The following is a 20,673-nucleotide window of genomic DNA, read 5'->3' as shown; positions in this document are numbered from 1 at the left end:
CCTATTACGCAATCTATTAAACAGCCCATGACAATAACCCTGACTCAGCGTGCGCCGCGGCTCATGCTTGGCCTTGGCTCGATCGCTTTCCTGGCTTTGCTGATCCTGCCGTTTCTCGCGCTATTGCCCGCAGAGAATCCGCTCGCGATCTCGACCTATACACTGACGCTGATCGGCAAAATTCTATGCTATGCGATTGTCGCCGTCGCGCTGGATCTGGTGTGGGGCTACGCCGGTCTGCTGTCGCTCGGTCACGGCCTGTTTTTCGCGCTGGGCGGTTACGCGATGGGCATGTACCTGATGCGGCAGGCGGCTGGCGAAGGAATGCCTGCGTTTATGTCATTTCTGTCGTGGACGGAACTACCGTGGTTCTGGGCAGGAACTCAGTATTTCGTCTGGGCGTTGTGCCTGATTGTACTGGTGCCGGGCGTACTGGCGTTTGTGTTCGGCTGGTTCGCGTTCCGCTCCAAAATCAAAGGCGTGTATTTCTCAATTATGACGCAGGCGCTGACCTACGCTGGGATGCTGCTGTTCTTCCGTAACGAAACCGGCTTTGGCGGCAATAACGGATTTACCGGTTTTACGACGCTGCTCGGTTTCCCCATTACGGCTACCAGTACGCGCATTGGGCTGTTTGTCGCTACCGTGCTGCTGTTGATTGCCAGCCTGCTGGTGGGATTTGCGCTGGCGCGCAGTAAATTTGGCCGCGTACTTACAGCGGTGCGTGATGCGGAAAATCGTCTGATGTTCTGCGGCTACGATCCGAAAGGCTTCAAGCTGTTTGTCTGGACACTTTCCGCGGTGCTGTGCGGGCTGGCGGGCGCACTCTATGTGCCGCAGGTCGGCATTATCAATCCTGGTGAAATGTCGCCGACCAACTCCATCGAAGCCGCCATTTGGGTTGCGCTGGGTGGGCGTGGAACGCTGATTGGGCCGCTGCTCGGCGCGGGTATTGTCAACGGGGCGAAAAGCTGGTTTACCGTCGCCTTTCCCGAATACTGGCTGTTCTTTTTGGGGCTGATGTTTATTCTCGTCACGCTGTTTTTGCCGCGTGGCGTGATTGGATTACTGGCGAGGAAGAAACATGACTGAGTCTTTATCTGTGCCATTGGTTCCAGCACAAGCTATGTCTTCACAAAATGCGCCTTCACAAACTGTCGTGGCTCAGCCCGCATTGATGGAGCCAAAATTCGCGCAGCCGCACCCGTCGGATCGCCATCGGCATCAGACCGATCCGGTGCTGCAACTCGACAAGATTAATGTGAGTTTTGACGGCTTCCGTGCGCTTACCGATCTGTCGTTGCAGATTGGTGTAGGGGAACTGCGCTGCATCATCGGCCCAAACGGCGCGGGGAAAACGACGTTGATGGATGTCATCACCGGCAAAACGCGACCGGATAACGGCAAGGCATTTTACGATCAATACACCGATCTGACGACGCTGTCGCCGGTAGACATCGCCCGTGCGGGAATTGGCCGGAAATTCCAAAAACCGACGGTATTTGAAGCGCTGACGGTGTTTGAAAATCTCGACATCGCGCTGAAAACCGACAAATCGGTGTGGGCGAGTCTGCGTGCCAGACTGAACAGCGAGCAGCGTGACCGGATTGATGAAACGCTGGCGCTGCTGCGGCTCGGTCATGAACGTCAGCGACCTGCTGGGCTGTTGTCGCACGGGCAAAAGCAGTTTCTGGAGATTGGCATGCTGTTGGTACAAGAGCCGCATTTACTGCTGCTTGATGAACCTGCTGCGGGGATGACGGATGCCGAAACGGCCTATACCGCTGAGCTATTTCGCAGTCTGGCGGGCAAACACTCGCTGATGGTAGTGGAACACGATATGGGCTTTGTCGAGAGCATCGCTGACCGCGTGACCGTGCTGCATCAAGGGCAGGTGCTGGCGGAGGGATCGCTGCGTGAAGTGCAGGCGAATGAGCAGGTGATTGACGTTTATCTGGGGCGCTAACATGTTAGAGATTGCTGAACTGAATCAATATTACGGCGGCAGCCACATTCTGCGCGGCCTGTCGTTTGAGGTAAAACCCGGCGAAATTACCTGTCTGTTAGGGCGCAACGGCGTGGGGAAAACCACGTTGCTGAAATGCCTGATGGGGTTGATTCCGGCGAAGTCCGGCACGATTCGCTGGCAGGGCGAAGCGATTAACTCGCGTAAACCCTATCAGCGCGTGCAGTCCGGCATTGCCTACGTGCCGCAGGGACGGGAGATTTTTCCTCGGCTGACGGTGGAAGAGAACCTGCTGATGGGGCTGTCACGCTTTCCGAGCAAGCAGGCGCGGCAGGTGCCGGATGAAATCTATCAACTTTTCCCGGTGCTGGATGAAATGAAGCAGCGGCGCGGCGGTGATTTGTCCGGTGGGCAACAGCAACAGTTGGCGATCGGGCGGGCGCTGGCCTGTAAACCGCAGTTGCTGATTCTGGATGAGCCGACAGAAGGCATACAGCCGTCGGTGATCAAAGAGATCGGCGCGGTGATCCGTCAACTGGCACAGCGTGGTGATATGGCGATTTTGCTGGTCGAACAGTTTTACGACTTCGCCGCCGAACTGGCCGACAGCTATCTGGTGATGTCTCGCGGGGAAATCATACAGCGCGGGCGAGGTGAAACGATGGAACAGGACGGCGTGCGGGGCCTGGTCGCGATTTAATACGTGTTGCTTATTATTTTGTATAGAATAAGGGATAGGCTGCGTCTATCTATTCCAAATATTGCGGAATGGAGAGATGCAGCCTAATTTTATTTAGTAGAGTGATCGCTAACAGGCTAACTGTTTTCGTTATTCAAAACGTTAACGTATTGTCCATCATTTCGAATTATTTAGGATGTAAAATTATCAATTTTTCTTGATGTTTAAAATTAAATCCAAATCCGAAAAATAAGTTAATTGGAAGCGAGTTATTCTGCTTTTTGTATTAATAATGTTGCCTTCCCAGCATTATCATTACAATTATCGTCAACGATATAGGCTACAAACGGCGATGTTGTTGTATCCACAACCGTCGGATTGCTGGTCACAGAAACTCCCCAGCGTGCGTTTTTAAATCCACCTTGCAACATAACGCTATCGATAATGCAACTATTAGACGCGCCCATGCAATTCATCGTATTAGAAACGAGAGAAACAACATATCTCCCTTGATCTAAAGTAAATTTTACAGGTGTGCCTGTTAGGGTGTCAGTAAACGGGGCGCTCAAACAATTTCTTTGAGGATCAATCGTTATGTTCGTTGCGGCTTCTGCGGCGAAAGAAAAAAAGGCTAGCATAAATATGCTAAGGGATGTATTTCGCATGATTAAATCTCCTGGGAAAATAATTTATTGGCAAGTTAATACACTCTTACAATGCATGTAATAATCAATAAACCGGTCCATTAAAAACCGGCGTTATCTTAACCCATAACACTAAAGAAATTACCAATGTTTTAACCTATCAATTAATTAATATTATCAAATATAATTTCTCTACTATTGGTTGCTTATGATTTCTTAAAATTTGTTTTTTTGGGAATATTTTATTCAATAAATTGATGTCGTATTAAATGTAATGCCTACGCTCAAACGTGGTTAATGCTGGATAAACCGATAGAAGTAATACAGCCGTCAATAATCAAAGAGATCGTCGCGGTCATCTGCCAACTGGCACCGCTTGACGACATGCCGATTCTGCTGGTTGAGCAAATTGTGTAAAATACCGCCTTAAGCAGATAATGCATTGTTTATCTTAGTTAAAAGGAAAGGGAGCTTAAGGATGAGTAAACCGCTGAAGATTTTTGCTGTTATCGGCATCATCGTTGTTGCGGCTGTGATCGGTACGATATGGCCGTATATCAACATGAATTTTGCCAGTAGCGCGCACTATAGCGAACAGGATGAAAGGGAATATGCGTTCTATACCCCCGATATTCTGAAAAACATGCCGCGTATTACCGCTCGCTATGACTTCAATTTTTCGAACGTAACCGGCCCGGAAGCTAAAGTATGGACAGTGAACTTCTATGGCACTGAAGATACCAGCAAGGTTCATACGTATCTGACGTCAATGGGTTATGAGAAGCAGGATCGTTGCGATGTTGAGGCTGAATGTTGGCGAGCGGCGGGCACGCATGATGTTGTGACGGTGGCGACGTTCGATACAGATAAAAGCGTGGTGGTGCAGGTTTACAGCAGTCCGTATGCTGAGCCATTGCCACTCAAATAATCATGTCAGGCGCAATGGCTCCATTGTACTTAAGTTTCAGCGTCATTCCTTCTGTTCCTTAACCACATTTTGCATTAGAGGATTCCAATTCCAATACATATGAATTAACATATATGTATATGAAGTGTATTGAGAGCTAAAAATGCTACAGCCCGTCCAACTTTTCAAAATCCTTTCCGATGAGACCAGGCTATCCATCATCTTGCTGCTTAGAGAAGTGGGAGAATTGTGCGTCTGTGATATCTGCGCTGCCACCACGGAGTCTCAGCCTAAAATTTCCCGCCATATGGCAATATTACGTGAGTCAGGTTTAGTTCTTGATCGCCGTGAAGGGAAATGGATTCATTATCGATTGTCTCCACACATGCCTGCCTGGGCCGCAGAAACGATTAGCACCGCATGGCAATGCCTGCGTGATGACGTGCGTCTGTGTCTCGCTAAATCCGCTTCTTCTTCATGCTGAAATAGGAAGGGATATATTCTTTTTTCCATATGTGATGAGGTTTGACATGTTATTGGCAGGAATCATATTTTTACTGACCTTGATCCTAGTGATTTGGCAACCCAGAGGTCTCAGTATCGGATGGAGTGCCAGCATCGGGGCCGTATTCGCGCTGTTCAGCGGGGTCATCCACCTCAATGATATTCCGGTTGTCTGGAATATTGTCTGGAACGCGACGGCGACGTTTATTGCGGTGATTGTCATCAGCCTATTGCTTGATGAATCGGGTTTTTTCGAATGGGCGGCATTGCACGTATCCCGATGGGGAAACGGGCGCGGGCGTCTGTTGTTTACCTGGATCGTTTTGCTGGGCGCTGCCGTTTCTGCGTTGTTTGCCAACGACGGCGCCGCGCTGATCCTCACGCCGATTGTGATTGCGATGCTGTTGGCTTTGGGGTTCAGCACTGGTACGACGCTGGCATTCGTTATGGCTGCAGGATTTATTGCTGATACGGCTAGCCTGCCGCTGATTGTTTCTAATCTGGTTAACATTGTGTCTGCCGATTTTTTCAACCTTGGGTTTGCTGAATATGCATCGGTTATGGTTCCCGTCGATATTGCAGCGATTATCGCGACGTTGATTATGTTACACCTGTTTTTTCGCAAGGATATCCCTGCAACCTACGACGTATCTCGGCTGAAAGCACCGGCAAGTGCCATTAAAGATCTGGCAACGTTCAGAGCGGGTTGGATTGTTTTGGTGCTTTTGCTTACCGGATTTTTCGTCCTCGAACCTTTGGGGATTCCCGTCAGTGCTATTGCGGCCGTGGGCGCAACTATTCTGCTCGCAGTGGCAAAAAAAGGTCATGCCATCAATACGGGTAAGGTACTGCGTGGTGCGCCATGGCAGATCGTAATTTTCTCACTCGGTATGTATTTAGTGGTCTATGGCCTGCGCAACGCGGGGTTAACTGAATATCTTTCCAGTATTCTGAATCTGTTTGCGGAGAAAGGACTGTGGACTGCCACACTTGGCACTGGCTTTATGGCTGCGCTGCTTTCCTCAATCATGAACAATATGCCCACCGTATTGATTGGTGCCTTATCTATCGACGGCAGCACCGCAACAGGCGTTATTAAAGAGGCAATGATTTATGCCAACGTGATTGGCTGCGATCTGGGGCCGAAAATTACACCTATTGGTAGCCTGGCGACACTGCTTTGGTTACATGTGTTATCACAGAAAAACATGACGATCAGTTGGGGATACTATTTCCGTATCGGAATTGTCATGACACTGCCTGTGCTGTTTGTCACGCTGGTTGCGTTGGCGCTGCGGCTATCCATCACGTTGTAATGAGATATTGATATGAGCAAAATAACGATTTATCACAACCCTGACTGTGGCACCTCGCGTAATACGCTGGAGATGATCCGTAATAGCGGCGCAGAACCCACGGTGATTTACTATCTTGATACGCCGCCTTCACGTGATGAACTGGTGGCGCTCATTGGCGACATGGGAATCACGGTTCGAGCCTTGCTGCGCAAAAACGTAGAACCTTATACACAACTGGGGCTTGCTGAAGAAAGATTTACTGACGAACAGCTCATTGATTTCATGTTGCAATATCCGATCCTGATAAACCGTCCGATTGTCGTTACTCCGTTGGGAACCCGACTATGTCGTCCATCAGAGCTGGTGCTGGATATTCTCCCCGATCCGCAGCAAGGCGAGTTCACCAAAGAAGATGGTGAAAAAATCACTGATAAATTGGGCCAACGCGTGAAATAGAGCCAGAAGGGGTCATCTGGCCCAATGCGCTTTCTCACAGCACCTTATTCAAGAAGTTGATCGTCCGCGGGTGGCGAGGGTGGTTCAGTACCTGCCAGGAATCGCCGCTTTCGACAATTTTCCCGTCTACCATAAATACGACTCGGTCTGCCACTTCGCGCGCAAAGCCGATTTCATGTGTGACGACGACCAGCGTTACGCCGGATCGGGCGAGTGATTTGATGACATCCAACACTTCCCCAACCAGTTCGGGATCGAGCGCGGACGTCGGTTCATCAAACAGCATCACTTTCGGCTTAAGTGCCAGCGCGCGGGCGATGGCGACGCGCTGCTGCTGGCCGCCAGACAGGTGACGGGGATAAGACTGTGCTTTATGGCGCAGGCCGACGCTTTCCAGCAGAGTAAAGGCAATATCTTCGGCTTCCTGACGTGAATACAGCTTATGCGCCAACGGGGCTTCAATGATGTTTTCCAACACGGAAAGGTGTGGGAACAGATTGAAGTTCTGGAACACATAGCCGACGTTGATACGCTGGCGCAGTACGTCCTTTTCTTTCAATTCATAGAGCGTATTTCCTTTGCGCCGATAGCCGATGTAGTCGCCGTCGATGCGGATAAAACCTTCATCAACACGCTCTAGGTGATTAATGGTGCGCAGCAGCGTGGATTTTCCCGAACCGGACGGCCCCAGGATCACGGTGACAGAACCGGGTGCCAGCGTCAGATTGATATCCTCCAGCGCGTTGTGCTGACCAAAATGTTTCGCCACATTGCGGATCTCAATCAGCCCACGAGCGCTTTCTGCCTGTGGCTGTGCGATGGTGCGCACGTGAGCAAAGTAGTCGATAGCTTCAGACATGGTGACTCTCCAGAATCGGGTAGATTAACGTGCGTGCTTACGCGTGAGGAAACGGATGAGCCTCTGGCGCGGTGTTGGCGGCATTTCACGCACGGCACCGCGGGACACATAGCGTTCCACATAGTATTGGATGACGGATAGCACCGTGGTGATCAGCAGATACCAGATGGTGGCGACCATCAGCAGTGGAATAACCTGCTGCGTACGGTTGTAGATGACCTGCACGGTGTAAAACAGCTCTGGCAGCGCCAGTACGTAAACGATCGACGTACCTTTTGCCAGACTGGTGATCTCATTGAAACCGGTCGGCAGAATCGAACGTAGCGCCTGTGGCAGAATGATGCGCACCGTACGGCGACCGCCGGGCAGACCGAGTGCAGCGGAGGCTTCAAACTGGCCGGCATCGACGCCAAGAATACCGCCGCGAATGATCTCTGCCGTGTAGGCGGACTGCACCAGCGTCAGGCCGAGTACCGCGACGGAAAACTGATCCAGTAAATCGATCGTCGGATAGCGTAGGAAGACCACGGAGGTAAACGGAATTCCCAGCGCCAGCTCGTCATAGAGATACGAGAAATTGTAGAGAATGATCAGCACCAGAATCAGCGGTAGCGATCGGAATAGCCAGATATAGAGCCACGATAGCGTGGACAGCAGATAAGACGGCGAAAGCCGAGCCAGCGCCAACGCGGTGCCGAAAATAATGCTGAATAACGTGCCAAGCGCGGTCAACAGCAGCGTTTGCCCCAGACCGGCGAGAATGACTGGATTGAAAAACCACTCGGCAAAGACCGCCCATTCCCAGCGAGGATTCAGCGCAATTGACTGAATAATCGCGGCAAAAATAAACAGGGAGAAGAGTGCCCCGGCAACACGAAAGGGATAACGCGCGGGCACGACGTGCAGCGGCGGTTCCTGCGTCTGACTCAGCGGTGCTTGCTGAGAAGATGTATGTAGAGATTGCGTCATAATCGATACCCTTTGAAGGTGATTCTGAAAAACGTCCTTTTGCTTTTAATCACCGCACAGGGTGAGCCGCTGCGTGCTGGGTCAACACACTTTCAAATGGCGAGCGATCAGCTCGACTTCCGTCGTTTGCCGGGCTGCTCGGTTCGTCGTCGCGTCAAACAGCGATTTCTTAAACGGCAGTCGCCCATCGTAAGGTGGAATACTGTAGGTTGCGGGATCGACGCGGATATCGAACTGAGGCGTATAGCCGTGGCTCAGATAGAGGTTCACCGCTTCTGGCTGGCGGAAACCCGTGGTCAGGAAAAAGTGCTGATAGCCTAACCGACGGGCGTGCTGCTCCAGCTCCTGCATCACTTTCCCCGCCAGCCCCTGACGACGCAGTGAGCTATCCGTCCATACCCGTTTAATTTCAGCGGTGGTGCTGTCGTAGCGTTTAAACGCGCCGGTGGCAATCGGTACGCCCCGACGCAGCAGCGCAATAAAAATGCCGTGCGGCTGCTGGTAGATTCCCGGTGGATCGCTTTCCCGCTCACCAAAAAAGTCGCCATAGCGCTGTTCATATTCCGCGAACAGGCCGTCGATAATGGGGGCCACGATAGGGTCCTCGGGCTGGGTCACAATGAAGATGTCGTCGGACATGGGATGCTCCTGATTCGTTAACATATTTGAGCTATCGGTGGCCATTGTGTGTCGAACGTGGCGTCCCGATAGCCATCGGCGATATTAATCGCCCAGTCCTGGCGGATTGATTTCTGAACGGTCAATACGTTCGATGCTTTCTCCCCAGCGGTTCAGCACCTTGTCGTATTCACCGCTTTTAATCACACCGTTCAGCGCGGTATTAATCGGCTGCACCAGCCCGCTGCCTTTGCGCGTGGTGACCGCGATATGTGCGACGTTGGGGTAGCCGCCGTTGACCGTACCGACATGCTTAACCTTGCCAGTTAGCTCCGCTTTGTAGGCACCGATCACGTTGGGGCCGAAATAGGCATCGGAACGACCGGATTGCAGACTCAGGTTGGCGGCCGCATCGTCTGTGACATAAACCGGCTGAAAAGCGGGCAGGCCGTTAGCGCGATTCTGCTTATCCCACGCCAGCAGCACCGCTTCCTGATTGGTGCCGGAGCCGACAATAATCTTCAGCCCAGCGATGTCCTTCGCTTCCTTGATGGACTGAATCTTACTGGTGGATTTCACATAGAAGCCGAGCGAGTCGATGCGGTAGGTGGCGAAATCGAACTTTTCCTTACGCGCTTTGGTGACGGTGATGTTGATGATGGCGGCGTCATACTTACCGGAAGCGACGCCGAGCGGCCAGTCTTCCCATGAGGTAGGGACGATATTGAGTTCCAGACCGAGGCTATCGGCCACCAGCCGGGCGATATCTGGCTCGCTGCCTACTACGGTTTTGTTGTCGTCGGCCAGAAACGCCAGCGGCGGTGACGATCCCAGCGCGGCAATCGCCACGGTGAATTTACCCGGCGTGACGAAGGTAAAGTCAGCCGGAATCTGTGCGATAGCGTCTGCATTCTTCGGCGCATGAATCGGCTGCTGATTGGCTTTCAGGTCGATAGCCGCCTGTGCTGTCGTGACGGAAAATGTGCCGAGCAGCAGCGATCCCGTCAGTAGCCTTGTCAGCAGTGATGGACGTACTCGATGCGTCTTGGATGAATATGCGATGGTGTAGGCGATCTCTTTTTGCATTTGTTTTTCCCTTGCAGGTGAGTTGTTATAATTGTGACGCTGTCACTTTGTGGTGTGCCATTTTTACTTAATCGCCGATACCTGGCGGGTTCACGACGGACTGTGTAATTTTTTCATCGTCTTCCCCCCAGAGGTCCAGCACCTGCGCATGGATTACCAGCGTGGCGCTCAATAATGTCGCCAGATCGGTCACGGTGATAAAAGATGAACGCTTCACGGTGAATCTCCTGTTGCGCGAATTAACGCGTGAATTGATTCACCGGATAATCCAGCGCCAGATTTTCCCGCAGCGTATAGCCGGGATACTCCTGACGGAACAGGCCGCGCTGTTGCAGTAGGGGAACGACGCGATCGACAAAGTGGTTGAGCGTATCCGGCGTGCCGCCCTGAATGATGAAGCCGTCAGCGGCACCGTTTTCAAACCAGAGCTGTAAGCCATCCGCCACCTGTTCGGGCGTACCGCTGAAGACGGGGCGTGGCGATGCGGCTTCCAGCGCGACCTGCCGCAGCGTTAAGCCTTTTTCCTGCGCGTTGCGTTTGATTTCATCGGTGGTGCTGCGGAAGCTGTTTTTCCCCAGATCGCCGATATCGGGGAAGGGTTCATCCAGCGGATGCTGTGAGAAGTCGTAGTGTTCAAAGTAGCGTCCCAGATAATTGAGGGCATCCTCAATCGTGACCAGCTGTGCGGTTTCCTGATACTGACGCTCGACGTCCTCCGCGTCGTTGCCGACAATCACGCTGACGCCCTGAAACACATGCAGTTGATCGGCCCGGCGACCGTTTTCTTCCAGCTTCTGTTTTACCTCGCGGTAATAACGTTGCGATTCTTCCAGCGTGTGTTGATGGGTGAAGATGGCATCGGCGTGTTTGGCGGCTAATTTTTGGCCGTCTTCAGACGCGCCGGCCTGAAACACAATAGGGCGACCCTGCGCGGATCGGCCAATATTCAGCGGCCCCTGTACCGAGAAGAATTCCCCTTTATGGTTCAGCGTGTGCAGCTTTTCAGGATCGAAGAACTGTCCGCTGGCTTTGTCACGAATAAAGGCATCGTCTTCCCAGGAATCCCACAGGCCTTTCGCCACCTGAAGGAATTCATCGGCAATGCGGTAGCGCAGCGCGTGTTCTGGGTGCTGCGCACGGGAAAAGTTTTTCGCCGATCCTTCCAGCGGTGATGTCACGACGTTCCAGCCTGCGCGACCGTTGCTCAGGTGGTCAAGGCTGGCGAACTGCCGGGCGGTGGTGAAAGGCTCGGAATACGACGTCGAGAGCGTACCGACCAGACCAATATGGGTGGTGACGGTAGCCAGCGCAGACAGTAGCGTCAGCGGTTCAAAGCGATTGAGAAAATGGGGGATCGATTTTTCATTGATATACAGGCCGTCGGCCACGAAGACAAAATCAAATTTCCCTTGTTCGGCTTTTTTTACCGCATCCAGAACAAAACCAAAATTAATGCTGGCGTCGGGTACGACGTTTTTATGTCGCCACGCGGACATATTTCCTGCTGCGCCTTGTAATAGTAAACCCAGTCTTAATTGTCGGTTTGAAGATGTTTGTTGTTTACTCATTATCAGGAACCTTTTATTAATTGAATGTGCTTGTTATTCGTTGAATATGTTTATTCTTAATTGGTCGTACTTCCATGAAAGTGAAAACAATCCGTCAATAAACCGGCTATCAATCAACAAGTCATTAATAGGCATTCACGTATTCAATGAAAGGTTAATAGGGCGTTAATGGCGTGTTTTCACTATTGATGAGGCGCGACGTGATGTAAAACAACAAAAATGGATAATGAAATTCGAAAATTTCAGATGATGACGCGGCTTATTTTGTTAGTATAATGTTAATGATCGTGTCTCTCGCCGTATTTAAAGGAAGCATTTAATGTCTGATCTTGTTGCTGAACGACTCGTTACCGCGAATGACGCGGTTCTCTCTGCGGCGGTTGCCCGCGTTGACCAGCAGGCGTTTCGCGATGCGATGGCAAAGCTGAGCGCGGCGGTCAATGTCGTTACGACGGATGGCCCGGCAGGTAAGGCCGGATTTACGGCATCCGCCGTGTCCAGCGTCAGCGATTCGCCTGGTACGCTGCTGGTGTGTCTGAATCGCGGGTCGTCGGTATATCCCACGTTTCAGGCGAATACGCATTTGTGTATCAATACGCTGGCTGCTCATCATGAAGCGCTGTCGTCGCTGTTTGGCAGTCGCTCGTCTACCGAAGAACGCTTTGCCGCGGCGGAGTGGGATGTGTTACATACGGGCTCGCCGGTGTTGCGGGATGCGCTGGTGGCGTTTGACTGCGTGGTTGAAGAGGTGGTGAGTGCGGCGACGCACGATATCTTCATTTGCCGAGTGTTAGCGATTAAGCAGGGCGAAAGCACCGATGGCCTGGTGTATTTTTCCCGCCGTTATCATGCGGTTCGGGGTTAATCTGTACAACTTTCTCTCCTAATGCCCTCATCGTAATTAGTTGATTTATAAAATTGCTGCCTCCGTCAGATCAATCTGGCGGAGGTGATGAGTTGATTACGTCAGTCCGATATTAGGAGAGACACGGGGATGAGGTTCCCGCAGGGATGCCTCACCCCGTGGTTGCTCCGGGTATCTCGCTCGTCAAACGATCGGCATTACCACCCGTGGTGGGGTAACTTTCGTGGTGTGCAGGCGATGCAGTGCGGCTTCCGCCAATTGAGCGAAATAGCGTGAGGCGGGCGCAATCGCGCTTTCATCCGGATTGAACTGAGGGTGATGCAAGCCAAATTCGCTGTTTGAGCCAATGCTGACGAACGTGCCTGGCACGTCCTGAAGATACAGCGCGAAGTCCTCGCCGCTCATTTGCAGTTCGGCGTTTTCTACCTGATAGCCTGCATCTCTGGCAATTTGCTTGCTGAAATCCGCCCATTCGCTGGTGTTCACAACCGCAGGCGGGCCGGGATACCATTTCAGCTCCGCTTTTGCGCCCAGCGCAAGGGCAATGCCGCCGATCAGTTGCTCTATTCGCTCCGGGATTTCCGCGCGAATCGCGGCATTGTAGGTGCGTACCGTGCCTTCCAATTCTACCGTTTGCGGCAGGACGTTCCAGGTGTTGCCGCCTTGAATGCGCGTGACGCTGATGACCAGCGACTCCAGCGAACTGAAGCTGCGGCTGGGCAAGGTTTGCAGCGCATTGACGATATTGCAGGCGGTGACGATGCTGTCGATGCCCTGTTCGGGTTTGGCCGCGTGTGCACCTTTGCCCGTAATGTGAATAGCGAAGCGATCCACGTTGGCATAAAACGGGCCGCTGCGTGTCGCGAAGGTGCCAGCGGGAAGCTCAGGGGCGTTGTGCAGGCCGAAAACGGCGGCAACATCGGCGAGTGCGCCGGCGCGGATGAGCTGTTTAGCGCCGGTAGAAACTTCTTCTGCGGGTTGGAAAAACAACCTGATTTTACCCGGTAAGACAGATTCGCGTTTTTTCAACAAACAGGCTGCACCCAGCATCACGGCAGTGTGGAAATCGTGACCGCAGGCATGCATGACGCCAGCGTGCTGAGAGCGAAATGGCACATCGACTAACTCTTCAATCGGCAGCGCATCAATATCGGCCCGCAGCGCAATCGTTGGACCGCTGCCGTGACCGATCTCGGCAACGATGCCCGTGGTTAAGGCAAGGGGCAATAGGCGGATGTCTTTCTCTTGTAGCCAGCGGGTAATGTGCGCGGTGGTTTGGTGTTCGTGATTGGACAGTTCTGGGTACTGATGCAAGTGCCGTCGCCAGTTAATTAACTGCTGCTCGAATGACGTATCACAACAGGGGATAGATTCAGCCATATCAATACACCTCCTTAACAAAACGTAAACACGATAAAGGTAGCCGATAGCCACTCTACGGATAAATACCGTCTGGTTATATTTCATGCCTTTTTATCCCGTCATATTTCAAACGTCCCGTATTGTTACCTTTACGTTACTGGGCTAGCCGTGATGTCGCCAGCAAGGGACGCGAATGACGTAGTGATATCATTTATATTATCTCGTGGTGTTAATTTCGTCTTTATTAAAATATCTGCTAATAAAATCTATTATTGATATTTATATTTCACACTATTATGCAACATTCTTCTTATTCTGCTTTTGCACTGGCTGATTTTTATTGCCCCATTTATTTGAACAGCGTTTTGAAATGACGGGTTGTTACATGCATAGCCTTGAAATAAATAGCGTTAACGGATAGTCGCTGAAAATGAGGAAACATCGTGGGATATATGCTCAGTTTATTAGATCAAAGTCCGATCGCCGAAGGAATGAGTGCGGCGCAGGCGTTGGCGCAAACCGTGGCGCTGGCGAAAGTGGCAGAAGCGCTTGGCTATTACCGCTTTTGGGTTTCCGAACATCATAATACCGATGAATTGGCGGGATCGTCTCCCGAGGTCTTGATCACCTGGTTGTTGGCACACACGACAACGCTGCGCATTGGCTCCGGCGGTGTGATGTTACAGCACTACAGCCCGTATAAGGTCGCGGAGAATTTTCATGTGATCAGCGCTCTGGCGGGCGGGCGTGTGGATTTGGGGATCGGCAAAGCGCCAGGCGGACTGCCGCTGGCGACGCGGGCGTTACAGCAGGAGATCGGTGAGACGCAGCGGGTTGCCTTTACGGAGAAACTACATCAGCTAAACCGCTTTCTCGACAGTCATGACGAGACGGGCGAGCGCTTGAATGCGACGCCATTACCTGAACATACGCCGCAGCGCTTTCTGTTGGGTGCCAGTCAGGAGAGTGCGCGGTTAGCTGCCTCGCTGGGCTGGAGTTTTGTCTTCGCCGGTTTCATCAATGCCAGTGAAACGCTGCTGACGGAATCTCTCTTGAGTTATCGGGAGTTGAAACCCGCCAACGCCCAGACGCTGCTGTCGCTGTCGGTGATTGCCGCCAAGCGCCATGAGGATGCGGAGGCGCTGGCCAGCACGCAGCATAACTATAAAGTTTACATTGAGAACAAACCGCCGCTGACGGTAGGCAGTCAGGAACAGGCTGATAACTTCGTTCGGCAAGCGGGCGCGACGGATTTCCGTATTGTGAAGGAGCCGCGCAATGTGCTTTACGGTACGCCAGAGCACATTCATCAGCGTCTGGAAAGTTACCATCAGCGTTTTGGCGTGGATGAGTTCATCATCCATACGCCCGTGACATCCCCCCGCGAGCGTGAGGCGTCGATTCGGCTGCTGGCGCAGCGCTGAAAACGTGAGCGATGACGCGCTATGATAGATACTGATACGGTAGCACCAGCGGTGTTTTTTCAGACAAAACCTTACATATTCCCCCTGTTTGACTGTTCTATACTCAGTAATAAGCAAGATAAGTTTTACTGGCAGAGAAGATGAAATAGGGGGGAAGAAAAATGATGGGTCTCAACCTAGTTTATCCAGTGTCATATAGCTCGATGCCTGACAAATCTGATCATGTTCAGGGCATTTCTCGCTCGTCGCAACTGTCTGGTTACCCTAATCAGGGCACGTCTACCCGAACTCGGACGACGTACGAGAATAGCGCGTCGGTCTTTAAGCCACCGATAGCCGATGGGGTGAATCGGCCAACGGAAAATAACCAGCTTAACGTTTACGTTTAAGATGGTATCAGACGGATAAAAATGGGCAATCGCGTGCTGTAAACGATCGTTTCGGTGCGTAGGTTGCCTTCTTTTTTTGCATTAACGCTTCTTCAAAAAGCATCTTCTACAGTAGTCATATGCTAGGTATTGCGGGGTTAATCGCGTATTTTTAGCGTGTACGGCCCGTTCTGAATAGAATCTCTGACCTGTAGCTCCGACAAGAACAGATTGTCTTTCGATAAATAGCCGCCGTCCAGCATCGCGATCAGGCGGTTAATTACTTCATTGATCATATCGCTCACCGGATCTTTGACGCTGGAGAGCGACGGCTTCAAAAATGGGGCGGTGGGAATATCGTCGAACCCGACGACAGAAACGTCGTGCGGTACAGCAACGCCGGCGTCATCCAACGCTTTCATCGCGCCAATCGCCATATCGTCATTGCTGGCGAGAACGGCGCTGAACGATACTCGGTTATCGCGCAGAGCGTTAATGGCGAGCGATCCGCTGCGCGGCGTCCATTTTCCTTTCACAATCAGTTCATCCCGCACCGCGATATTGGCCGCCGTCAGGGCGTCTTTATAGCCGGAAAGGCGTTCGATAGCGGTCGGCGAATCCAGCGAACCGGTGATAAAAGCGATATCTCTGTGGCCGCGCGCGATCAGATGTTGCGTGGCGTTATAGCTGGAACCCTTGTGATCGCAACAGATGCAGTGGCTCTGATGTTTCCGCAGTTTACGGTTAACCACCATGATCGGCTGTTTGTGCTTCTCGATGATGTCGTCCATTTCATCCACGGTGAGAAAACGGGGATAGATGATGATCGCATCACAGCGTAACCCCAACAGGAATTGAATCGCGGCGCGCTCTTCATCGGCGCTGTGTTTGCCATCGACCAGAATTAGCTGGCGCCCGTTGTCTTCCAATTTCTTGGCGGCCTGTGACAGCAGCTCGTTAAAATAGCTGCCGTTATAGAGCGTGTTGGTTACCACCAATCCAATACAGGCGGATTTGCTGGTCGCCAGATTCCGTGCCAGTAAATTGGGCCGATATCCCGTCTCCTCAATAGCCTGATAGACCAGCGTTTTGGTTTCTTCACTGGTATAGCCTTTGCCCGATAGCACGCGCGACACCGTCGCTTTTGATACGCCTGCTTTCTTCGCCACTTCCTGCATTGTCGACATGGGACATCCTGAGACGTTGAGTACTCCCGTCATTTTACACACTTTATATCCGTCATACTTCAAGTTGCATGTGCGTTGGCTGCGCTTAGTCACCCGAATCACTTACTTGAGTAAGCTCATCGGGATGCCTTCGCTTGCCGCCTGCCTGAAACTCGAATTATTTAGGATATGGACCAGTAGCAGGGTGATGAGTGCAGAACCGAAGCGATCGAGGGGGGTAACACGCTATTCATGACGATCTCGATCACATAAGAAAAATATTCATAACAAAATTATTGAAATTGCATTCATATATAAACAATATCATGTGGAACCGGTTACCCATCGGCGTTTCATCACGTTGCATGGAGCAGGGATACCGGCATGAATACTTTCATAACTGTATGAAATTGAATAATAAATGTGCGCGCATCAAGTGATATTCCCGTTTTGGACGTGTTGAACGGTGTGTTGAATTGGGTGTAGCGCGCGCGATTACGAGAGATTGTCTATCCATGTCAAAGAATTATGCGGCTGTATCCCGTTCGATCGTCGATGCCATCGGTGGGGCTGATAACATCGCCGCCGTGACGCACTGTATGACCCGTCTGCGCTTTGTGCTGAAAGATAATGATGCGGTGAATGTGGCCGAATTGAAGGCGATAAGCGGTGTGTTGGGCGTCGTGAAAAATGATAACCAGTGTCAGGTCATCATCGGCAACACCGTTTCTCAGGCCTACGCCGAAGTAGTGAAACTGCTGCCAAAAGGTGCTGGCGCTGAAAAAGCCGTACCGGTGAACAATAAAATTACGCTGCGACGCATCGGCGCGGGGATTCTGGATGCGCTGATTGGCACGATGTCACCGCTCATTCCAGCGATTATCGGCGGCTCGATGGTGAAACTGCTTGCCATGATCCTCGACATGACCGGGCTGTTTGAGAAGGGCGCCTCGACGATAACGATTCTGAACGTGATTGGTGACGGCGCGTTCTTCTTCCTGCCGATCATGGTGGCGGCGTCCGCGGCGGTAAAATTCAAAACCAATATGTCGCTGGCGATTGCTATCGCTGGGGTGCTGGTGCATCCGACGTTTATCGATCTGATGGCAAAAGCGGCGCAGGGTCAGCAGGTGGTGTTTATGGGGCTGACCGTCACCGCGGTGAAGTATACCTACACCGTGATTCCGGCGCTGTGTATGACCTGGATTCTGTCTTACATTGAAAAATGGGTAGACCGCATTACGCCAGCGGTGACCAAAAACTTCCTGAAGCCGATGTTAATCGTGCTGATTGCTTCTCCGATTGCCATCATGCTTATTGGCCCGATTGGAATCTGGATCGGTAGCGGTATTTCTGCTGTCGTCTACACAGTACATGACTATTTAGGCTGGCTGTCCGTTGCCATCATGGGCGCAATCTGGCCGCTGCTGGTGATGACTGGTATGCACCGCGTGTTTACTCCGACTATCATTCAAACCATCGCCGAGACGGGCAAAGAAGGCATGGTGATGCCGTCTGAAATCGGTGCAAACCTATCGCTGGGTGGCTCTTCACTGGCGGTTGCCTGGCGCACCAAAAACCCGGAACTGCGCCAGACGGCGCTGGCGGCGGCGGCCTCGGCCATTGTTGCCGGGATCTCTGAACCGGCGCTGTACGGTGTGGCTTTGCGTCTGAAACGTCCGCTGATCGCCTGTTTAATTACTGGTTTTATCTGTGGTGCCGTTGCGGGTATCGGTGGGCTGGCAAGCCATTCAATGGCGTCGCCGGGGCTGTTTACCAGCGTGCAGTTCTTCGATCCGACCAACCCGATGAGCATTGCCTGGGTATTCGGTGTCATGCTTCTGTCCGTCGTGATTTCCTTCTTCGTCACCTTGCTGCTGGGTTTTGAAGACATCCCAGTTGAAGAAAAACCGGAAGAGAAACGCGTACAGGGCGATGAGGTTTCCGCGCCGCAGCACGCAGTGAACACGAATTAAATTAAGCACTAATTAGCTGAAGTACGAAGGAGAAGAGCGTATGTCTGCATCAACATTTCCCAATGGGTTCTTATGGGGGGGCGCGATTGCGGCCAATCAGGCAGAAGGCGCGTACCTTGAAGGCGGTAAAGGGCTGACGACGGTAGATATGATTCCCCACGGCGTGAATCGTCTGCCGGTCAAACTGGGACAGGAACCGCGTTTCGCGCTGCGCGAGGATGAGTTTTATCCCAGCCATCAGGCGATCGATTTCTATCATCGCTATAAAGAAGATATCGCGCTGATGGCGGAAATGGGGTTCACGGTGTTCCGTACCTCCATCGCCTGGAGTCGACTCTATCCGAACGGCGATGAGCTAACGCCCAACGCAGACGGCATCGCTTTTTATCGTGATGTGTTTGCCGAGTGCAAGAAGTACAACATCGAGCCGCTGGTGACGCTGTGCCATTTCGATGTGCCGATGCATCTGGTCACCGAGTACGGTTCATGGCGTAACCGGAAAATGGTGGAGTTCTTCGCACGTTATGCTCGTACCTGTTTTGAAGCCTTTGACGGGCTGGTGAAATACTGGCTGACGTTCAATGAAATCAATATCTTGCTGCATAGCCCGTTTTCCGGCGCGGGGCTGGTTTTTGCCGAAGGGGAAAACCAGGAGCAGGTGAAATATCAGGCCGCGCACCATGAACTGGTGGCGAGCGCGCTGGCGACGAAGATTGCGCATGAAGTTAACCCGGAAAATCAGGTCGGCTGTATGCTGGCCGGTGGTAATTTCTATCCGTGGTCGTGCAAACCGGAAGATGTCTGGGCGGCGCTGAATAAAGATCGGGAAAACCTGTTCTTTATCGACGTGCAGGCACGCGGCACCTATCCGGCGTATACCGGCCGTCTGTTTAAAGAGAAGGGCATCACGATTGCCTCTGAGCCGGGCGATGATGAGATTCTCAAGAACACGGTAGACTTTGTGTCCTTCAGCTATTACGCCTCTCGTTGCGCCTCGGCAGATATGAACGAGCACAATAGCAGCGCAGCGAACATCGTTAAATCGTTAAAGAACCCACACATCAAGGCGAGTGAATGGGGTTGGGGAATCGACCCGCTGGGCCTGCGCATCACCATGAATATGATGTATGACCGCTATCAGAAACCGCTATTTCTGGTCGAGAATGGGCTAGGTGCGAAGGACGAGATTAACGCACAGGGCGAGATTGATGATGACTATCGCATCAGCTACCTGCGCGAGCACATCAGCGCGATGGCGGACGCTATTGGTGACGGTATTCCGGTCATCGGCTATACCTCATGGGGCTGTATCGATTTGGTCTCTGCCTCCACCGGCGAAATGAGCAAACGCTACGGTTTCATCTATGTCGATCGCGATGACCAAGGTGAAGGCACATTAGCCAGAAAGAAAAAGAAATCGTTCTACTGGTATAAGAAGGTGATTGCCAGCAACGGTGCTGACCTGAGCTAAAGGTAATAAGGTTACTCAGCGATTTCTGCTATAGCCCCCTGACGGAGAGGTCTGGGGGCTATTTTTTGGTTCACGCTAATCCGCGATGAACCTTATTTTTCGCTCTCCATCGACGGGAAAGCACTGGACGATCGTGTTTTCGGCAAGGACATGCTGTGGTCGCCGGATTCGCGTTATCTGGCAGTGCAAGAGTGGCTCTCCACGTCGGAGCGCGACGGCCCACAAACGGCTTCATCATTGCTTACCCAAGGATATTCATCCGAAATACACTGCGCCACGGGCTGTAAAAGACACGTGATATCGTGTGATGAAAGCAATGGTGAGACGACTTGATAATTTTTACTTACTGAACCACGTGCCATTTTTCGCTCCTTAAGTAATGGCTTAGCTTTCACAATAAACCGCATTAATCTCTGTCTACGGCAAACGCTAGTTGCGCCTATCTTAACATTCTCACCAAGTAGCTCGATTGCCCAGTTAGATAAAG

General features: G+C 51.9%; 21 protein-coding genes. 12 read left to right on the top strand and 9 right to left on the bottom strand.

The genetic code is table 11. The annotated features are described in order from the left end of the window. The first annotated feature begins 15 nt into the window (after positions 1–15). The 3 genes from urtC (at position 16) to urtE (ending at position 2,666) form a co-directional block, all read left to right on the top strand. Positions 16–1,092, top strand: coding sequence for an urea ABC transporter permease subunit UrtC (urtC, locus tag IG609_RS10630; RefSeq protein WP_193399520.1), 1,077 nt, complete (start codon positions 16–18; stop codon positions 1,090–1,092). An 85-nt stretch (positions 1,093–1,177) separates the two neighbouring features. Continuing rightward, positions 1,178–1,966, top strand: a complete 789-nt coding sequence (gene urtD, locus IG609_RS10625; RefSeq protein ID WP_174435763.1) for an urea ABC transporter ATP-binding protein UrtD — start codon at positions 1,178–1,180, stop codon at positions 1,964–1,966. A 1-nt stretch (position 1,967) separates the two neighbouring features. Further along, positions 1,968–2,666: an urea ABC transporter ATP-binding subunit UrtE gene (urtE, locus tag IG609_RS10620; RefSeq protein WP_193399510.1), complete on the top strand. Its 699-nt coding sequence runs from the start codon at positions 1,968–1,970 to the stop codon at positions 2,664–2,666. A 248-nt stretch (positions 2,667–2,914) separates the two neighbouring features. Here urtE and IG609_RS10615 read toward each other — a convergent pair whose 3' ends face one another. After that, complete coding sequence (locus IG609_RS10615) at positions 2,915–3,310, bottom strand: hypothetical protein (RefSeq protein WP_048256898.1); 396 nt, start codon at positions 3,308–3,310, stop codon at positions 2,915–2,917. 457 nt (positions 3,311–3,767) lie between these two features. On the opposite strand from IG609_RS10615, the gene IG609_RS10605 reads away from it, so the two are divergent. The 4 genes from IG609_RS10605 to arsC all read left to right on the top strand — a co-directional run bounded on the left by IG609_RS10605 (position 3,768) and on the right by arsC (position 6,454). Continuing rightward, entirely contained in the window at positions 3,768–4,217 is a 450-nt protein-coding gene (locus IG609_RS10605) for a hypothetical protein (RefSeq protein WP_193399509.1), read from the top strand. 142 nt (positions 4,218–4,359) lie between these two features. Then, on the top strand, positions 4,360–4,680 hold the full coding sequence (locus tag IG609_RS10600) for a metalloregulator ArsR/SmtB family transcription factor (protein WP_193399508.1): 321 nt from the start codon (positions 4,360–4,362) through the stop codon (positions 4,678–4,680). Between the two features lie 46 nt (positions 4,681–4,726). Next, positions 4,727–6,016, top strand: coding sequence for an arsenic transporter (locus IG609_RS10595; protein WP_180786955.1), 1,290 nt, complete (start codon positions 4,727–4,729; stop codon positions 6,014–6,016). 12 nt (positions 6,017–6,028) lie between these two features. Continuing rightward, entirely contained in the window at positions 6,029–6,454 is a 426-nt protein-coding gene (arsC, locus tag IG609_RS10590; RefSeq protein ID WP_193399507.1) for a glutaredoxin-dependent arsenate reductase, read from the top strand. Positions 6,455–6,488: 34 nt separating this feature from the next. Here the strand turns inward: arsC and IG609_RS10585 are convergent, their stop codons facing one another. The 6 genes from IG609_RS10585 to IG609_RS10560 form a co-directional block, all read right to left on the bottom strand. Next, a complete protein-coding gene (locus IG609_RS10585) occupies positions 6,489–7,313 on the bottom strand; it encodes an amino acid ABC transporter ATP-binding protein (protein WP_193399506.1) in 825 nt (274 codons plus the stop codon). Between the two features lie 24 nt (positions 7,314–7,337). Continuing rightward, positions 7,338–8,282, bottom strand: coding sequence for an amino acid ABC transporter permease (locus IG609_RS10580; RefSeq protein ID WP_193399505.1), 945 nt, complete (start codon positions 8,280–8,282; stop codon positions 7,338–7,340). Positions 8,283–8,363: 81 nt separating this feature from the next. Then, positions 8,364–8,921 (bottom strand): GNAT family N-acetyltransferase, encoded by a 558-nt coding sequence (locus tag IG609_RS10575; protein ID WP_193399504.1) that lies wholly within the window; start codon positions 8,919–8,921, stop codon positions 8,364–8,366. 84 nt (positions 8,922–9,005) lie between these two features. Next, on the bottom strand, positions 9,006–9,986 hold the full coding sequence (locus IG609_RS10570) for an ABC transporter substrate-binding protein (protein WP_193399503.1): 981 nt from the start codon (positions 9,984–9,986) through the stop codon (positions 9,006–9,008). 67 nt (positions 9,987–10,053) lie between these two features. Continuing rightward, complete coding sequence (locus IG609_RS10565; protein WP_193399521.1) at positions 10,054–10,203, bottom strand: hypothetical protein; 150 nt, start codon at positions 10,201–10,203, stop codon at positions 10,054–10,056. A gap of 22 nt (positions 10,204–10,225) precedes the next feature. After that, positions 10,226–11,554 carry an LLM class flavin-dependent oxidoreductase gene (locus tag IG609_RS10560; protein ID WP_039501075.1) on the bottom strand — a complete coding sequence of 443 codons (1,329 nt, stop codon included), beginning with the start codon at positions 11,552–11,554 and terminating at the stop codon, positions 10,226–10,228. Between the two features lie 319 nt (positions 11,555–11,873). Here IG609_RS10560 and IG609_RS10555 point away from each other — a divergent pair, with 319 nt between their 5' ends. Then, positions 11,874–12,419 (top strand): flavin reductase, encoded by a 546-nt coding sequence (locus IG609_RS10555; RefSeq protein ID WP_193399502.1) that lies wholly within the window; start codon positions 11,874–11,876, stop codon positions 12,417–12,419. A 183-nt stretch (positions 12,420–12,602) separates the two neighbouring features. Here IG609_RS10555 and IG609_RS10550 read toward each other — a convergent pair whose 3' ends face one another. Beyond that, positions 12,603–13,799, bottom strand: coding sequence for a M20 peptidase aminoacylase family protein (locus tag IG609_RS10550; protein ID WP_193399501.1), 1,197 nt, complete (start codon positions 13,797–13,799; stop codon positions 12,603–12,605). Positions 13,800–14,224: 425 nt separating this feature from the next. On the opposite strand from IG609_RS10550, the gene IG609_RS10545 reads away from it, so the two are divergent. Continuing rightward, entirely contained in the window at positions 14,225–15,205 is a 981-nt protein-coding gene (locus tag IG609_RS10545) for an LLM class flavin-dependent oxidoreductase (protein WP_193399500.1), read from the top strand. 203 nt (positions 15,206–15,408) lie between these two features. Continuing rightward, positions 15,409–15,594: a hypothetical protein gene (locus tag IG609_RS10540; protein WP_226374161.1), complete on the top strand. Its 186-nt coding sequence runs from the start codon at positions 15,409–15,411 to the stop codon at positions 15,592–15,594. Between the two features lie 137 nt (positions 15,595–15,731). Here the strand turns inward: IG609_RS10540 and IG609_RS10535 are convergent, their stop codons facing one another. Further along, positions 15,732–16,760 carry a LacI family DNA-binding transcriptional regulator gene (locus IG609_RS10535; protein ID WP_193399498.1) on the bottom strand — a complete coding sequence of 343 codons (1,029 nt, stop codon included), beginning with the start codon at positions 16,758–16,760 and terminating at the stop codon, positions 15,732–15,734. A 494-nt stretch (positions 16,761–17,254) separates the two neighbouring features. On the opposite strand from IG609_RS10535, the gene ascF reads away from it, so the two are divergent. Further along, on the top strand, positions 17,255–18,715 hold the full coding sequence (gene ascF / locus IG609_RS10530; protein WP_193399497.1) for a PTS cellobiose/arbutin/salicin transporter subunit IIBC: 1,461 nt from the start codon (positions 17,255–17,257) through the stop codon (positions 18,713–18,715). 40 nt (positions 18,716–18,755) lie between these two features. After that, the gene (locus IG609_RS10525; protein WP_039550505.1) at positions 18,756–20,186 is read left to right on the top strand and encodes a 6-phospho-beta-glucosidase; all 1,431 of its coding nucleotides are present in this window, start codon (positions 18,756–18,758) and stop codon (positions 20,184–20,186) included. The last annotated feature ends 487 nt before the right edge of the window (positions 20,187–20,673 follow it).

The sequence above is a fragment of the Pectobacterium quasiaquaticum genome (genome assembly GCF_014946775.2).
In the GTDB taxonomy this organism is placed as follows: domain Bacteria; phylum Pseudomonadota; class Gammaproteobacteria; order Enterobacterales; family Enterobacteriaceae; genus Pectobacterium; species Pectobacterium aquaticum.
The sequence above is the reverse complement of the archived record's forward strand: the minus strand, read 5'-3'. Positions and strand labels throughout refer to the sequence as shown.

Coding starts and splice junctions, on each gene's coding strand:
- urtD (WP_174435763.1), top strand. CDS start 1,178: ATGGAGCCAAAATTCGCGCAGCCGCACCCGTCGGATCGCCATCGGCAT.
- urtE (WP_193399510.1), top strand. CDS start 1,968: ATGTTAGAGATTGCTGAACTGAATCAATATTACGGCGGCAGCCACATT.
- IG609_RS10615 (WP_048256898.1), bottom strand. CDS start 3,310: ATGCGAAATACATCCCTTAGCATATTTATGCTAGCCTTTTTTTCTTTC.
- IG609_RS10605 (WP_193399509.1), top strand. CDS start 3,768: ATGAGTAAACCGCTGAAGATTTTTGCTGTTATCGGCATCATCGTTGTT.
- IG609_RS10600 (WP_193399508.1), top strand. CDS start 4,360: ATGCTACAGCCCGTCCAACTTTTCAAAATCCTTTCCGATGAGACCAGG.
- IG609_RS10595 (WP_180786955.1), top strand. CDS start 4,727: ATGTTATTGGCAGGAATCATATTTTTACTGACCTTGATCCTAGTGATT.
- arsC (WP_193399507.1), top strand. CDS start 6,029: ATGAGCAAAATAACGATTTATCACAACCCTGACTGTGGCACCTCGCGT.
- IG609_RS10585 (WP_193399506.1), bottom strand. CDS start 7,313: ATGTCTGAAGCTATCGACTACTTTGCTCACGTGCGCACCATCGCACAG.
- IG609_RS10580 (WP_193399505.1), bottom strand. CDS start 8,282: ATGACGCAATCTCTACATACATCTTCTCAGCAAGCACCGCTGAGTCAG.
- IG609_RS10575 (WP_193399504.1), bottom strand. CDS start 8,921: ATGTCCGACGACATCTTCATTGTGACCCAGCCCGAGGACCCTATCGTG.
- IG609_RS10570 (WP_193399503.1), bottom strand. CDS start 9,986: ATGCAAAAAGAGATCGCCTACACCATCGCATATTCATCCAAGACGCAT.
- IG609_RS10560 (WP_039501075.1), bottom strand. CDS start 11,554: ATGAGTAAACAACAAACATCTTCAAACCGACAATTAAGACTGGGTTTA.
- IG609_RS10555 (WP_193399502.1), top strand. CDS start 11,874: ATGTCTGATCTTGTTGCTGAACGACTCGTTACCGCGAATGACGCGGTT.
- IG609_RS10550 (WP_193399501.1), bottom strand. CDS start 13,799: ATGGCTGAATCTATCCCCTGTTGTGATACGTCATTCGAGCAGCAGTTA.
- IG609_RS10540 (WP_226374161.1), top strand. CDS start 15,409: ATGCCTGACAAATCTGATCATGTTCAGGGCATTTCTCGCTCGTCGCAA.
- IG609_RS10535 (WP_193399498.1), bottom strand. CDS start 16,760: ATGTCGACAATGCAGGAAGTGGCGAAGAAAGCAGGCGTATCAAAAGCG.
- ascF (WP_193399497.1), top strand. CDS start 17,255: ATGTCAAAGAATTATGCGGCTGTATCCCGTTCGATCGTCGATGCCATC.
- IG609_RS10525 (WP_039550505.1), top strand. CDS start 18,756: ATGTCTGCATCAACATTTCCCAATGGGTTCTTATGGGGGGGCGCGATT.